This is a genomic window from Hymenobacter metallicola (assembly GCF_004745645.1).
Taxonomy (GTDB): Bacteria; Bacteroidota; Bacteroidia; order Cytophagales; family Hymenobacteraceae; genus Hymenobacter; species Hymenobacter metallicola.
Window position 1 is genome coordinate 1,343,500 of record NZ_SRMB01000001.1, and the last position, 14,779, is coordinate 1,358,278.

14 protein-coding genes are annotated in these 14,779 nt (G+C 57.6%); 9 read left to right on the top strand and 5 right to left on the bottom strand.

The window, feature by feature from the left end:
- Positions 1-144 precede the first annotated feature (144 nt).
- The 5 genes from efp (at position 145) to E5K02_RS05765 (ending at position 5,414) form a co-directional block, all read left to right on the top strand.
- The gene (efp, locus tag E5K02_RS05745; protein ID WP_100335667.1) at positions 145-708 is read left to right on the top strand and encodes an elongation factor P; all 564 of its coding nucleotides are present in this window, start codon (positions 145-147) and stop codon (positions 706-708) included.
- A 28-nt stretch (positions 709-736) separates the two neighbouring features.
- On the top strand, positions 737-1,222 hold the full coding sequence (accB, locus tag E5K02_RS05750; RefSeq protein WP_135392940.1) for an acetyl-CoA carboxylase biotin carboxyl carrier protein: 486 nt from the start codon (positions 737-739) through the stop codon (positions 1,220-1,222).
- Between the two features lie 103 nt (positions 1,223-1,325).
- Positions 1,326-2,672 (top strand): acetyl-CoA carboxylase biotin carboxylase subunit, encoded by a 1,347-nt coding sequence (gene accC, locus E5K02_RS05755; protein ID WP_135392942.1) that lies wholly within the window; start codon positions 1,326-1,328, stop codon positions 2,670-2,672.
- A 64-nt stretch (positions 2,673-2,736) separates the two neighbouring features.
- Positions 2,737-3,285, top strand: coding sequence for a hypothetical protein (locus E5K02_RS05760; protein WP_135392944.1), 549 nt, complete (start codon positions 2,737-2,739; stop codon positions 3,283-3,285).
- Between the two features lie 323 nt (positions 3,286-3,608).
- Positions 3,609-5,414 carry an alpha-amylase gene (locus tag E5K02_RS05765; protein WP_167856295.1) on the top strand — a complete coding sequence of 602 codons (1,806 nt, stop codon included), beginning with the start codon at positions 3,609-3,611 and terminating at the stop codon, positions 5,412-5,414.
- A 57-nt stretch (positions 5,415-5,471) separates the two neighbouring features.
- On the opposite strand, the gene E5K02_RS05770 is transcribed toward E5K02_RS05765, so the two are convergent.
- Both E5K02_RS05770 and E5K02_RS05775 read right to left on the bottom strand, forming a co-directional pair.
- Positions 5,472-5,957, bottom strand: a complete 486-nt coding sequence (locus tag E5K02_RS05770) for a hypothetical protein (protein ID WP_135392946.1) — start codon at positions 5,955-5,957, stop codon at positions 5,472-5,474.
- Between the two features lie 96 nt (positions 5,958-6,053).
- Positions 6,054-6,635: a DUF3109 family protein gene (locus tag E5K02_RS05775; protein WP_135392948.1), complete on the bottom strand. Its 582-nt coding sequence runs from the start codon at positions 6,633-6,635 to the stop codon at positions 6,054-6,056.
- Positions 6,636-6,780: 145 nt separating this feature from the next.
- Here E5K02_RS05775 and E5K02_RS05780 point away from each other — a divergent pair, with 145 nt between their 5' ends.
- The 4 genes from E5K02_RS05780 (at position 6,781) to E5K02_RS05795 (ending at position 12,389) form a co-directional block, all read left to right on the top strand.
- Positions 6,781-9,027 (top strand): ATP-dependent helicase, encoded by a 2,247-nt coding sequence (locus E5K02_RS05780; protein ID WP_135392950.1) that lies wholly within the window; start codon positions 6,781-6,783, stop codon positions 9,025-9,027.
- 136 nt (positions 9,028-9,163) lie between these two features.
- A complete protein-coding gene (locus E5K02_RS05785; protein WP_135392952.1) occupies positions 9,164-9,895 on the top strand; it encodes a DUF4290 domain-containing protein in 732 nt (243 codons plus the stop codon).
- 126 nt (positions 9,896-10,021) lie between these two features.
- Positions 10,022-11,326: a UDP-N-acetylglucosamine 1-carboxyvinyltransferase gene (murA, locus tag E5K02_RS05790; RefSeq protein ID WP_135392954.1), complete on the top strand. Its 1,305-nt coding sequence runs from the start codon at positions 10,022-10,024 to the stop codon at positions 11,324-11,326.
- Positions 11,327-11,477: 151 nt separating this feature from the next.
- Positions 11,478-12,389: a DUF4349 domain-containing protein gene (locus tag E5K02_RS05795; protein WP_135392956.1), complete on the top strand. Its 912-nt coding sequence runs from the start codon at positions 11,478-11,480 to the stop codon at positions 12,387-12,389.
- A 67-nt stretch (positions 12,390-12,456) separates the two neighbouring features.
- Here E5K02_RS05795 and E5K02_RS05800 read toward each other — a convergent pair whose 3' ends face one another.
- The 3 genes from E5K02_RS05800 to E5K02_RS05810 all read right to left on the bottom strand — a co-directional run bounded on the left by E5K02_RS05800 (position 12,457) and on the right by E5K02_RS05810 (position 14,741).
- The gene (locus tag E5K02_RS05800) at positions 12,457-12,792 is read right to left on the bottom strand and encodes a phage holin family protein (protein ID WP_135392959.1); all 336 of its coding nucleotides are present in this window, start codon (positions 12,790-12,792) and stop codon (positions 12,457-12,459) included.
- A 91-nt stretch (positions 12,793-12,883) separates the two neighbouring features.
- Positions 12,884-13,978 (bottom strand): agmatinase family protein, encoded by a 1,095-nt coding sequence (locus E5K02_RS05805; protein WP_135392961.1) that lies wholly within the window; start codon positions 13,976-13,978, stop codon positions 12,884-12,886.
- A 136-nt stretch (positions 13,979-14,114) separates the two neighbouring features.
- Positions 14,115-14,741 carry a chemotaxis protein CheC gene (locus E5K02_RS05810; RefSeq protein WP_135392963.1) on the bottom strand — a complete coding sequence of 209 codons (627 nt, stop codon included), beginning with the start codon at positions 14,739-14,741 and terminating at the stop codon, positions 14,115-14,117.
- Positions 14,742-14,779: the final 38 nt, after the last annotated feature.

Below are 14,779 nucleotides of genomic sequence, written 5' to 3' on the forward strand. Positions count from 1 at the left end.
CGTGCCGCCCCGCCACTCTTCGGGACGGCACGTTGCGTTTCCTGCCACTAGCTGAACCCCTGAACCTTAAGCAGTAAGCATGTTAACGAAGTTTCCACCGCAAAACATCTTACTTTCAGAATACTCTTCTCAAAATTCCCAAGCATGGCCACTACCGCAGATTTTCGCAACGGTCTGGTACTCGAGTACAATAATGACCTCTACGTCATTACCGAATTCCAGCACGTAAAACCAGGCAAAGGTCCCGCCTTTGTGCGCACCAAGCTCCGTAACATCAAAACCGGCAAAGTGCTGGACAATACCTTCAACGCCGGCGTGAAAGTAACCACGGCCCGCGTCGAGCAACGGCCGCACCAGTTCCTCTACAAGGATGACTACGGCTACACGTTCATGGACAACTCGACCTTCGAGCAGGTATCCCTGCCCGAGGCCATGGTGCCCTTCGCCGACCTGATGAAGGAAGGCCAGGAAGCGACCATCCTGTTCCACGCCGAAACCGAGCAGCCCCTGACCGCCGAACTGCCCACCACCGTGGAGCTGATGGTGACTTACACCGAGCCCGGCCTGCGCGGCGACACTGCCACCAACACGCTGAAGCCCGCCACGGTGGAAACCGGGGCCCGCATTCAGGTGCCGCTGTTCATTGAGCAAGACACGAAAATCCGCGTAGATACCCGCGACTACTCCTATGTCGAAAGAGTCAAATAAGCAGCCGAAACAGTCCTCCGACGCCGTCATGAAAGCCAAAGAACTACAGGAACTGATCGACTTTATTGCGAAGTCAGGTCTGAACAAAGTCAACATCGAAACCGAGGAGTTTAAAATCTCGGTGCAGCGCGAGCCCAGCTACAAGCCCGTGGTGAGTGTAGGTGCGGCCCCGGCCGCCCCGCAGGCCGCTCCGGCTCCGGCCGCCGCGGCTCCGGCCCCGGCTCCCGCCCCAGCCGCTGCTGCTCCCGCTGCCCCCGCCGCAGCCAGCAGCAACCACCAGCCGCTGAAGGCGCCGATGATTGGCACGTTCTACCGCAGCAGCAGCCCCGAGTCGCCGGCTTTTGTGAACGTAGGCGACGTGGTCGAGAAAGGCCAGGTTATTTGCATTATCGAAGCCATGAAGCTCTTCAACGAGATTGAAGCCGAGGCCTCGGGCCGCATTGTAAAGGCGCTGGTAGAAAACGCTACGCCCGTAGAGTACGACCAGCCGCTGTTCCTCATCGAGCCGATGTAATTTGAGAACTAAGAAGTAAGAGCTTAGAGCTGAGACTGAACAACGGAAATACCGTCCAGAGTCTAAGTTCTAAGCTCTTCCTTCTTCCATCCACCCCAGACCTGTGTTTAAGAAAATACTGATTGCCAACCGGGGCGAAATTGCACTGCGCATTATTCGTACCTGCAAGGAAATGGGCATCAAAACGGTGGCCGTTTACTCTACTGCCGACAAGGAAAGCCTGCACGTACGCTTCGCCGACGAAGCCGTATGCATTGGCCCGCCCAGCAGCGCCCAGTCGTATCTGAACATCCCGACCCTGATTGCCGCCGCCGAAATCACCAACGCCGACGCCATTCACCCGGGCTACGGCTTTTTGTCGGAAAACGCGGAGTTTTCGCGTATCTGCCAGGAAAACAACATCAAGTTTATCGGGGCCTCACCCGATATGATCAACAAGATGGGCGACAAGGCCTCGGCCAAGGCGACCATGAAAAAGGCCGGTGTGCCCTGCATTCCCGGCTCCGAAGGCCTGCTCGACTCCCTGCAGGACGCGCTGAAAATTGCCCACAAGATTAAGTACCCCGTTATCCTCAAAGCCACCGCCGGCGGCGGGGGCCGGGGCATGCGCGTGGCGCACAACGACGAAGAACTGGAAAAAGGTTGGAACGACGCCCGTACCGAGGCCAAAGCCGCTTTCGGCAACGACGGCATCTACCTGGAGAAGTTCGTGGTGGAGCCCCGGCACATCGAAATCCAGATCTGCGGCGACCAGTACGGCCACGTGTGCCACCTTTCCGAGCGCGACTGCTCAATTCAGCGCCGCCACCAGAAGCTGGTCGAGGAGGCTCCTTCGCCCTTCATGACCGACAAGTTGCGCGAGGCGATGGGCAAAGCTGCCATTGCCGGCGCTGCCGCCATCAACTACGAAGGTGTGGGTACCATCGAGTTCCTGGTAGATGCCAACCGCGACTTCTACTTCATGGAGATGAATACCCGGATTCAGGTGGAGCACCCCGTGACCGAGGAAATCATCAACTACGACCTGATTAAGGAGCAGATCAAGGTAGCGGCCGGCGTCCCGATTTCGGGCAACAGCTACTACCCCAAGATGCACGCTATGGAGTGCCGCATCAACGCCGAGGACCCCAAGAACGGCTTCCGCCCTTCGCCCGGTAAAATCACGGTGCTGCACATTCCCGGCGGCCACGGCGTGCGCGTCGATACCCACGTCTACGCGGGCTACACCATCCCGTCGAACTACGACTCGATGATTGCCAAGCTCATCACCGTGGCCCAGACCCGCGAGGAGTGCATCGTGAAAATGAAACGGGCCCTGTCGGAGTTCGTCGTGGAAGGCGTGAAAACGACCATTCCCTTCCACCTCGCGCTGATGGACAACGCCGATTTCAAGGCTGGCAACTTCAACACCGGCTTCCTGGAGTCCTCGTTCGACTTCTCGACGCTGTAGCCTTAGCCCGCTTGCTTCTACTACTTGATGCCCGTTTGACTTCGCTCAAACGGGCATTTTGCTTATGGACTTCATCGATTACTACGGCCTGGTTCAAAACGCATTAGGCTTAACGATTACGGCAGCAGCTATTGTGGCTTTGGTTGTCTTCCGGGCCGGCATGGCTGAGCCCTCCAACCGGTATGTGCTCAAAACCAGGATATTTAAGGCTCTGTGGATTACCGCCGCCGCTGGTTCTACCATCCTATTTGTAGTGGAAGGCTTTATTGATACGCACTTGCAGGCTACTTTCAGAAGGCACGTCAAAGCCACGGCAGCTACTACGCGCCAAGTGTGGCTAAATGGGCAGCTAACGACGATGCCGGCCGCTTTCTTCACTGATTTGCAGCGTACGGTGGACCGAGTAGACGGCCGTAGTACCTTTCTGCCCGAATGCCTGACTACCCTCGTCTTTCAGGATGGCAGCCGGCCCGATACGTTTCTGCTAGGCCAGGATAGCCGCGACAGTTCCCGCTACTGGGTGTTGTACCCTCGCTATGAAGTTGCACGGCGAGATGCACTTGACCGGATTCAAACCTCTTATGTCGGTCCTGTCCTGACTTCATCTCACTAGGTACAGGTAGCGCCGCTATCGGCCCACCTCATGTAGAGTAAGAGCCGTTTCTTTGGTTAGTAGGTGCTTTACCAAACTTTTTTTACTCTTTTTTCACCAGCTCCCACAATTATACTAAACCCATTTAGCATCAATTATTTCTTGCGTAATTTATTACGGTTACGACCTCAAATACAGACACTTAACTACTTATACAACTATCAATTACAAATTCTTCATTAAAAACAGCTTTTTAGTATCAATACCGAAATCATGTAGTATGATTTCTATAATATTGCTTTATACTTGCCCTATACTTCTGCCCTAACCAAAACTCCCACAGTATGAACAAACTTAGCGTAGCGGCCCTTTCGGGTCTGCTTGCCGCAGGCTTGCTGTTGCCTTCCTGTAACAAGGACGGCATCCAGCCCGGCTCTACTTCGGCGCCTGTCGCGGCGCCCTCCACCACCAATGCCGTAGCCGTCAACGGCGTGATGATGCAGGCCTTTTACTGGGACGTGCCCCAGAGCACTCCGGCCGGTACGTGGTGGCAAAACCTGGGCAGCCGAGCTGCAGAACTCAAGGCCGCTGGCATCACGGCCCTCTGGCTGCCCCCAGCCTACAAAGGCGGCAGCGCTACCGACGTCGGCTACGGCGTGTATGACCGCTACGACCTGGGCGAGTTCAACCAGAAAGGCACGGTAGCGACGCGCTACGGCACCATCAGCCAACTTCAGGGCGCTATTACCTCCCTACACAACCAGGGCATTCAGGTGTACGAAGACATGGTGATGAACCACCTCACCTTCGCCGACAACCAGGAGCTGGCCAACAACCAGTACAACGTTTACACCAGCTTCACCTACCCCGGCCGCAACAATACCTACAGCTCCTACAAGTGGCACTGGTACAACTTCTCGGCCACGCAGCAGGCGCCCAATAACGGCTGGTACCAGTGGTACGCCTACGATTTCCAGCCCTACGCCAACAACGACGCCTACGACAACCTGCTGGGTTCGGAAATCCGCTACGCGGACGTCAACAACGCCAATGAAACCATTACCTGGGGCAAGTGGATAACCAATAAGCTGGGCCTGGATGGCTACCGCCTCGACGCCACCAAACACATTCAGACGGCCTACGTGAACCGCTGGCTCGACAACGTGAAAGGCACCCGCTTTGCCGTCAGCGAGGCCTGGTTCCGCAACCTGGGCGACTTGAACAACTACGCCGCCGCCACCGGGGGCCGCACCAGCCTCTTCGACGTGCCCCTGCATTATACCTTCCAGGACATGAGCAACGGCAACGGCAGCTGGGACATGCGCGGGCTGCAATTTGCGGGCTTCACCGAAGCCAACGGGGCCCTGTCGGTTTCCTTCGTTGATAACCACGACACCGACCACCCCGGCGCGCTCTACTCGCCCGTTACCAACCTCAAGATGCTGGCCTACGCCTACATCCTGACCCGGGAAAAAGGCTACCCCTGCGTGTTCTACAAGGATTACTACAACTACGGCCTGGGCGCTCAGATCAAGAAGCTCATCGAAATCCGCAAAGCCAATGCCTACGGGGCGGCCAACGAATACACGGCCATCAACGATGCCGACGTGTACGCCTACTCCCGCGCCGGCGACGCCACTCACCCTGGCCTGCTCGTGATGCTGAACGACGGCAGCACCGGCCGCTCCAAAACCATTACCACGCCCTTCAAGAGCGCGACATTGACCGACAAAACCGGCAACAGCACGGCCACCGTTACCACCAACGCCAGCGGCGTGGGCACCTTCCCGGTGAATGCCCGCAGCTACTCGGTGTGGGTGCCCGGCACCGGCTCCACCACGCCCCCGCCCACCACGGGCACCACGGCCGTGTCGTTCAGCGTGAATTATAGCGGCACCACCACCGGCCAGGATGTGTACGTGCTGGGCAGCACCGCCCAGCTCGGCGCCTGGAACACGGCCAACGCCATTAAGCTCAGCGGCGCCACCTACCCCGTGTGGAAAGGCACCATCAACCTGACCAGTGGCACCAGCGTGCAGTACAAGTACATCCGCAAGGACGCGGGCGGCAACGTGCTCTACGAAGGCGGCACTAACCGCAGCTTCACGCCCACGGGCACCAGCCAGACGCGCACCGAGACCTGGCAGTAAGAATTTGGTTTAGTAAGGTGAGTGAAAAAGGTCCAACTGCTGCAGGTTGGGCCTTTTTCATGAGTGGGTCAGGAGGTTTCCTGTTTTATCAAATCCAACCTCAGGTAATGCATATGGCCCTATAACACGTACAGGTTGGGCGGCGGGCTCCCCAAAATCGGTTTCCCTATCATCGGCTAGGTAGCTCTTCCCTTGTTCGAATACAATGTCGTAATACGGGTCGTGGGGCTTTTGCGGGTGGATGAAGGGCACCAGTACGACCAGGCCAAACCGGGCAGACAGCTGCTGGGCGAACCACAACGCCCGGGCTTCCTCATCCTCGCTCGGCGTGCGGTAAATGGCTAAGTGCCAGGGAAACTGCGGCACTTCTGATGGCAAGACTTCAAAGAAAATATGGGCCGGATTGCCCGAGTCAAACGCCATTGGCTCCTGCTCACCTAGTAGCAGCGCCCAAGGAAACACGGTGAGCCCCGGCAGCACCGACTGCAGAAATTCCTGAATCTGCACAGCTGTCAGCTCGCGTCCCAGGTACATATCTTCCATGTTGAAAAACTACCCGATTAAGTATAGAAAAGGCCGACTCTGCAGTCGGCCTTTTTCCTTCTCATTCAACTCTCCGCACAGGGCAGAGATGCCCACTCAGGCATTCACCGGCGGACTGTTGGTTTCTATTTCCGTGACTAGCTCTTCGTACCATTCTTCCCCGTACTTGCGCACCAGGGGTTCCTTCAAGAACTGATAGATGCGCACCCCGAGGGTAGCGCCGAAGCTACAGGCCGGGTTACAGATGTTCCACCGGTCGTAGTTCAGGGCCTCGAAGTCCTCGTACTTGGTGATGCGAATCGGGTAGAGGTGGCAGCTGATGGGCTTCTTGAACGTGGTGACGCCAGCCAGGTAGGCCTGCTCGATGCCGCACTTCAGGATGCCCCGCTCGTCGTAGAGGGCGTAGGCGCACTCCCGGTCGTTGATGGTCGTTGTGCTGTAGTCGCCCTCCCAGTCCTTGATATACAGGCCCTGCTGCTCAATGGCCTGCTGCCCGGCCTCGGTCAGGAAAGGCTTGATGTTGTGGTACTCGTCCTGCAGAATCTGCAGCTCGTGGGCTTCCAACGGGGCGCCCAGGTCGCCTTCCACGCAGCAGGCGCCCTTGCAGGCTTCCAGGTTGCAGACAAAGAAATTGTCGCGCACGTCGTCGGAGATGACCGTATTCTGAATGATAATCATGGAATTGCAAAGAAGCGAACTGCAAAGATACACCCGGCGTTGAGAAGCAGTTCAAACCTGAACTGAAACTCTGGTTCGAAGGCTGCAACTCCGCAGGCAAAGCCCTACCTTTGCCCCTTAGCCGAGGCGCTGATTTACTTGACGAATGGCATTAGATTACAACAAACTCCTGAATCCCTCCCAGGCCGCCGCGGTCCTGCAAATCGAGGGTCCCTGCATGATTATCGCCGGTGCCGGCTCGGGCAAAACCCGCGTGCTGACCTACCGCATTGCCAACTTGCTCGAGCAGGGCATCGACCCGTTCAACATTCTGGCCCTGACCTTTACCAACAAGGCCGCCAAGGAAATGCGCGCCCGTATCGAAAAGGTAGTGGGCCCCGACGCCAAGAACGTCTGGATGGGCACCTTCCACTCGGTGTTTGCCAAAATCCTGCGCTCTGAGGCCGACAAAATCGGTTTTCCCCGCCACTTCACCATCTACGACACCCAGGACTCCAAGACGCTCGTCACCCAGATTGTGAAGGAGCTCGACCTGGATGACAAGCTCTACAAGCCGAGCATGGTGCTGGGCCGGATTTCGGCGGCCAAGAACAAGCTCATTTCGGTGCAGCAGTACCTCAACGACCCGGTGATCCGCCAGGACGACGAGGCGGCGCTGCGCCCCAAAATCGGGGCCATCTACCAGCAGTACGCCACCCGCTGCTTCAAGGCCGGCGCCATGGACTTCGACGACCTGCTGTTCAACACGAACGTCTTGTTCAAGGACCACCCCGACGTGCTGAACAAGTACCAGAACATCTTCAAGTACGTGATGGTCGACGAGTACCAGGACACGAACTACTCGCAGTACCTGATAACGCGTAAGCTGGCCGCCAAAGAGCGAAATATCTGCGTCGTGGGCGACGATGCCCAGAGTATCTACGCCTTCCGCGGGGCCGACATTACCAACATTCTCAACTTCGAGAAGGACTACCCCGAATTGCAGGTGTTTAAGCTGGAGCAGAACTACCGCTCCACCAAGAACATCGTGAAGGCCGCCAACTCGGTCATCAAGAACAACAAGGCCCAGCTGCGCAAGGACGTTTTCTCGGAAAACGAGGAAGGCACCCTGATTGAGGTCATCAAGGCCGCCTCCGACAACGAGGAAGGCAAGCTGGTGGCCAACAGCATCTACGAGGACAAGATGAACCAGCATCTGTCCTACGATGACTTCGCCATCCTCTACCGCACCAACGCCCAGAGCCGGGCCATGGAAGAAGCCCTGCGCAAGCTCAATATCAAGTACAAGATTGTGGGCGGCCTCTCGTTCTACCAGCGCAAGGAAATCAAGGACCTGGTAGCCTACCTGCGCCTGACGGTGAATCACAACGACGAGCAGGCCCTGCGCCGGGTTATCAACTACCCCAAGCGCGGCATCGGCGACACGACCATCAGCAAGCTGATCAACACGGCCGAGGAGTCGAACCACACCCTCTGGGAAGTCGTCAGCAACGCCAATTCCTTCCTGACGGCCCGCATTGCCAACCCGATTGAGAACTTCGCCGAGCAAATCAAGAGCTACGCGGTGCTGGCGGCCAAGGAAGACGCCTTCGAGGCGGCCAAGTTCATTGCCAAAAACTCGGGCATGATTGAGGAGCTCTACGCCGACAAGAGCATCGAGGGTCTGTCGCGCTACGAGAACATCCAGGAACTGCTGAACGGGGTAAAAGCCTACACCGAGGACCCCGAGCGGGAAGACAAGTCGTTGGCTTCCTTCCTGCAGGATATTGCCCTTGTGACGGACGCCGACACCAAGGATGCCAAGGACGAAGGCGAGGCCGTGACGATGATGACCATTCACTCGGCCAAGGGGCTGGAGTTCCGCAACGTCTACATCGTGGGCATGGAGGAAAACCTGTTCCCGAGCCAGATGATGATAACCTCCCGGGCCGATTTAGAGGAAGAGCGGCGCCTATTCTACGTGGCCATTACCCGGGCCGAGAAAAAGCTGACGCTGAGCTACGCCACCTCCCGCTACCAGTGGGGCAATTTGCGCAGCTGCGAGAAAAGCCGCTTCCTCGACGAAATTGACCCCCAGTTCGTCGACTTCAAGTTTTCCTCCGCCGGCCCCGGCGAGTCGCCCTTCGGCCACGTGGTGGAGCGCCGCTCGAACCTTATTCCCCCCGCCCCGCGTAAGACGGTGGCCAAGGGCTACACCCCGCCGGCCGACTTCCAGCCCTCCGACACGAGCAACCTGCAAACCGGGCAGCGCGTGGAGCACCCCAAGTTCGGCTTCGGCAAGGTCACCAAGCTCGAAGCCCAGCAAGGCTCCACCAAGGCCATCATCGAGTTCGAAGAGGTCGGCGAGAAGACGTTATTGCTGAGTTTTGCGAAATTGCGGGTGCTCAGCTAGCCGGAACCTCGTAACTTGGCTGGCTTGCCGCCGTTTGCTGACTTGCTACGCGTTGTACATCAGCACACTGGGTGCAGCCCACTCTCCTACTTCCTGACTTAACCAGCTGCTTACTTGAGCGGCTACGCCTTTTCCAATGGCATTACCTTCGCCTTTTAAACACGAGCTGCTGCTGCGCGAATACGGGCAGAGCACCTACGAACTGATTCAGCAGCTGCGCACCATCGAAGACCGGGAGGAGCGCACCAAGCGGGCCCAGCAGATCGTGCAACTCATTTTCCGTCTCAATCCCGCCCTGCGCGACCAGCCCGATGCCCAGCCGAAAGTGTGGAACCACATTTTTGAAATGACGGATGGGGAGCTGGACGTGGACAGCCCCTACCCGCTGCACGCCCTCGACATTCTGGCCAAACAGCCCGCCCGCGTAGCATATCCTACCAAGTCGCCCAAGCTGAAAGCCTACGGACGCAGCGTGGAGGTTATGATTGAGCAGGCCATTGCCTTGGAAGATGCCGCCGAGCGGGAGCAGGCTACCATTGCCATTGGCCGCACCATGAAGTTTCTCTACCGCTCCTACAGCAAGGAAAACGCCAAGGACGTGACCATCCTGAAGCACCTGCGGGAGCTGTCGGGCGGGAAGCTGGAGCTGGACCCGGCCCAGGTCGACGCCAACAATCTGTTCGAGTTTGCGACGGTTCCGGGTGGCCGCCCCGCCCCCTTTATCGTGCCCCAGCCCCGGGCTGAGCGTTCGGAACGTGGGGAGCGCGGCGACCGGGAAGGCCGCCGCGGCGGCAACAATAACCGCCGCGACAAACAACGACGTGGCGGCAAAAAAGGCCGCCAGGAGCCTCAGCAGCCGCCTCAGTAAGTATATTTGCCGTTAGCCAGTAGCTCTTGAAGCAGTTGGCTAGTAGCAGGGGCGGCTCGTTCCCCTGCTTTTCTTTTATCTACCACTGCCAACAGCTAACTGCGCTTAGCTCTAGCTACCATTCACATGGCTTCATTTGAAGTAATCGGCGGCCATCCGCTGAAGGGTGAAATTGTGCCTCAGGGCGCTAAAAACGAAGCCCTTCAAATTCTGTGCGCGGTGCTGCTCACCTCCGAGCCGGTCACCATCAGCAACATTCCCGACATCCGCGACGTGAACAAGCTCATCGAGCTGCTGCGCGACATGGGCGTCAAAGTCGGGAAGCTCGCCTCCGATACCTACCGCTTCCAGGCCGACGCGGTAAACCTGGATTACCTCGACTCCGAGCAGTTTGTGGCCCAGGGCCGGGCCCTGCGCGGCTCGGTGATGATTCTGGGTCCCATGCTGGCCCGCTTCGGCAAGTGCCAGCTGCCCAAGCCGGGCGGCGACAAAATCGGCCGGCGGCCCATGGATACCCACTTCCTGGGCCTCGAAAAGCTGGGCGGCAAGCTCACCCTGGAAGGCACCGACTTCTACCGCATCAAGGCCGAGAACGGTCTGCGCGGTACTTACATGCTGCTCGATGAAGCCTCGGTAACGGGCACGGCCAACATCGTCATGGCTGCTGTGCTGGCCCAGGGCACGACTACCATTTACAACGCCGCCTGTGAGCCCTACTTGCAGCAGCTCTGCAAAATGCTGGTGCGCATGGGCGCCAAAATCAACGGCATCGGCTCCAACCTGCTCACCATTGAAGGGGTGGAAACCCTGGGCGGCACCGAGCACCGCATGCTGCCCGACATGATTGAAATTGGCTCTTTCATTGGCCTGGCCGCCATGACGGGTTCCGAAATCACCATTAAGGACTGTCAGGTGCCCGAGCTGGGCATCATCCCCGACACCTTCCGCAAGCTGGGCATTCAGCTCGAAGTGCGGGGCGACGATATCTACGTGCCGGCCCAGGACCACTACGAAATTGCCACCTACCTGGATGGTAGCATTCTGACGGTATCCGACCACACCTGGCCCGGCCTGACCCCAGATTTGCTCAGCATCGTGCTGGTGGTGGCCATCCAGGCCAAGGGCACCGTGCTGATTCACCAGAAGATGTTCGAGTCGCGCCTGTTCTTCGTGGACAAGCTCATCGACATGGGGGCTCAGATTACGCTTTGCGACCCGCACCGCGCCATCGTCATTGGCCTCGACAAGCGCAACGCCCTGCGCGGCATCAGCATGACCTCGCCCGACATCCGGGCCGGCGTGGCCTTACTCATTGCCGCCCTTTCGGCCGAGGGCCGCAGCGTGATTGACAACGTGGAGCAGATTGACCGCGGCTACCAGTTCATCGACAAGCGCCTGAATGCCTTGGGCGCCCAGATTCGTCGTCTGTAACCGCAGGCATAACTTAGATTCTAGAAAGCCCGGTTTTGCATAAAGCCGGGCTTTTTTGTGGATATACTAGCGCCTGTATAGTACGCGTTAAGCACGTGAAACAGAAGGACAGAGGCGGTTGGATCTACTCACTCTTAAACCCTCTCGCTCCATGCCTACGCACACCTGGCAATTACTCGTTTTGCTGCTTTTTACGGCAGCCTGTAGTTCAGACCCGTCGGAGCAGGCCCCAGCCGACGATAAACAGCTGGTGGTAAATGAGCTGATGGAAGCGCCTGCCCTTGTAACAGCAGAAGCTGCGCAAGTGGAGCAGAGTGAGGTGCGCGGCAACGACCAGCCAGACTCGCCCGAGGCCAACGAGCCATTCCGGGTGACAGCCGCGCCGGGCACCACCCGCAAGATTATCTACCACGCCAACGTGCGCGTCAAAGTCGACGACTTGGCCCGGGCCAACGCCCGCATGGACAGCCTGACCCGGGCCTTCGGGGCCTACGTCTCGGATGCCTCCGAGCGGCGCGAAGACGGGCAATGGGAGCATCAGATGACCATTCGGGTGCTTCCCTCCCGCTTTCCGGCCTTACTTAACCGCCTCAATGGCCTGGGTACCCTCGAATCGAAGACCCTGGGTACCGACGACGTCACGGCCGAGCATGCCGACGTTTCGGCCCGCCTGGCCACCAAACGCGCCCTCGAACAGCGCTACATTGCCCTGCTTAAACAGGCCAAGAAAGTATCGGAGATGCTGGAAATAGAAGGCAAAATCGGGGAAGTGCGCGCCGATATTGAAGCCACAGAAAGTAAGCTCAAGACGCTAAACGACCAGGTAGCCTATTCAACCATCAACCTCTCCTACTTCCAGGTCATCACGCTCAAAACGCCGGACGCCCCCGTGCTGTCCTTCGGCAGCCGCCTAGTACAATCCTTCTACAGCGGCTGGGAGCTGTGCACCAATTTACTGCTGGGCATGGTTGCGGCCTGGCCTCTGTGGCTGTTGCTGCTGGTCATTATCTGGAGCATTCGGGTGTGGCGCCGGCGCCGGACGCTGTCTGAAGCCTCGGCTTAAGTTGCCGCACATTACAAAAAAAGCCCGGTCATAGGACCGGGCTTTTTTGTGTGTTTATGGTTTTGGCTTAGTCAACTACCATGTCGACCACTGAGGTAACCAGCGACAGGGCTACGCTAAAGATCAGGGCGGCAATGAAGCCATCCAGCTTGAAGCCAGCCAGCAGCCAATCGGCCAGAAGCACGATTACCGCATTGATTACCAGCAGAAACAGACCCAGCGTCAGGACGGTAATTGGGAAGCCCAGAATCTTCAGAATTGGCTTGAGTACCGCGTTCAGAATGGCCAGCACAATAACCAGGAGAATAGCGTCGGTAAAACCCGCTAAGTGAGCCCCGGGCAGGAAGTTACCCAGCACGTAGGTGATAATGGCGGTTAGCAGCAGTTTGAGTAGAAAACCCATGATTTCGTGTGGTTGGAAAAAGAAGAGGAAGGGAAAGCTCCACGAGGAACCCACAACCTTACGAAAAAATGGGCACTCTGTTCGCCCAAGGCTATTTTTCCGAAATCCGGGCCTTGATGCGGCCTTGCGAAACGCCCATCCAGTGCGCCATCTGAAACAGTAAGCGGGCTCCGACAATGGCATTCCACTCGGTGTCGCCGGGGGCTACCTCGTTCAGGTCACAGCCGATGATTTCCCGGCCCGACTCCACAATGGCACGGATCAGGTACAAGGCTTCCTCGAACTCTAGGCCGCCGGGCACGGGCGTGCCGGTACCCGGGCAGAGTTTGGGGTCCAGACCGTCGATGTCGAAGCTCAGGTAAACCTTCTGGGGCAGTTGAGCAATGATTTTTCCGCAGACTTTCTTCCAGGATTTCTTGGCAAACCGCTCATTCGACAAAAACCGGTTGTGGAACATCACCACGCGTCCCCCCGACTGATCGACCAGTTCGGCTTCCTGCTGGCACAAGTCCCGAATGCCCACCTGCACCAATTTTTTCACCTGGGGCAGCTTCAGCGCGTTGTACATGATGGAGGCGTGCGAGTACTCAAAGCCTTCGTAGGCCGGGCGCAGGTCGCAATGCGCATCAATCTGCAGAATGCCGAATTCTTCGTGACGCTCAGCCAAAGCGTGCAGGTAGCCCAGGGGCGTGCTATGGTCGCCGCCCAATACGACGACTCCTTTCCCGGCATCCAGGTAAGCCCCGGTTTTCTCTTTTAACCATTCCACCAGGGCTTTGCCGCGGGTAGTTACTTGCCCGGGTACGGTCGAGAAATTCTGGGCCTTACCCGCCGGCTGCCCCGCTTCGAGCCAGCCAATGTAGTCGGCCGCCAGCGTCCGCAGGGTGCGGCTTTCCTGGGCAATTTTCTCGTCTTCTTCCTCCATGGCCAGCCCCATGCGCCAGGCCTCCGGAATATCGGGCTCGTAGAGGTCAACCTGTAGAGAAGCTTCGCGAATAGCTTCTGGTCCCTGGGCCGTACCCCCGCGGTAGGATACAGTTACTTCCCACGGCACTGGCACTACCACCACCTGGGCTTCGTCAACGGTGAAAGGAAGTCCGTAGAGGCCACCGGCGCTGTCGCCTAGGGCATTGGGGTCAAAGGAGGCAAGTTTTTGCTCCAGGCGTTGTGAGGAAGAAGTAGCCATAAGAGTGGATCTGAAAAGAAAAAAGAAAGCAAAGTGAACGGGGTGAAAACAAGACTGCCCTACCGGAACGGATAAGCCTGTTAGAAATCAGACGTTACCAGTACCAGTAGGACAGCTAAGGCAGAGAGGCCCTACGCTACGCGTTACCTTCCGAACCGCCCAGGAAGTCGTAGGTACGGATGATATCCAGAATTTTTTCAAACGTGTTGCGGTCAAAAAACAGCATCAGGGGCAACTCCACTGAGTTTTCTTTATCAGAGAACTGCGTAATCACCGAGAAAATCAGGGGCTGTACTTTCGGCTGCGTGGCAATCAGGCTATGCAGGGAACTAGCAATATTACCTTTGGGGGCCTTCGGAGGCGCTCCGTAAATTTTGGCTTTGAGGATATTGGCTAGCTGAGTGACCAGGGCGCCGGTAATGATGTTGCTGATTTCCAGCAGCAGCGACTCCTGCATTTCATCAATTTCGATGGAATCGGGCACCGACATGCGCAAGCAGACCCGGGAAAGGCGCTGCACGTGCTGGCCGGAGAAGAACATCAGCGTCGTGCCATTAAACTCACCCCGGATATCGGACTGAATAATAGCGTGCGTGCCCTCAAACTCGTGCACTTTATCCAGGATGTTGCTCCCGGGCATAATGTCCAGATTCGGAACCTCGAGGAGCACTTTTTCCTGCGCGATGACTGCAAAAGAATCAGCCGCCCGGGCCAATCCTATATTCAGAATCTCGCGGATAATATCACGCTCTAGTTCCGTCATGTGCAAATCCATAGGAGTGAGTCAAATGAAGGGGCTAC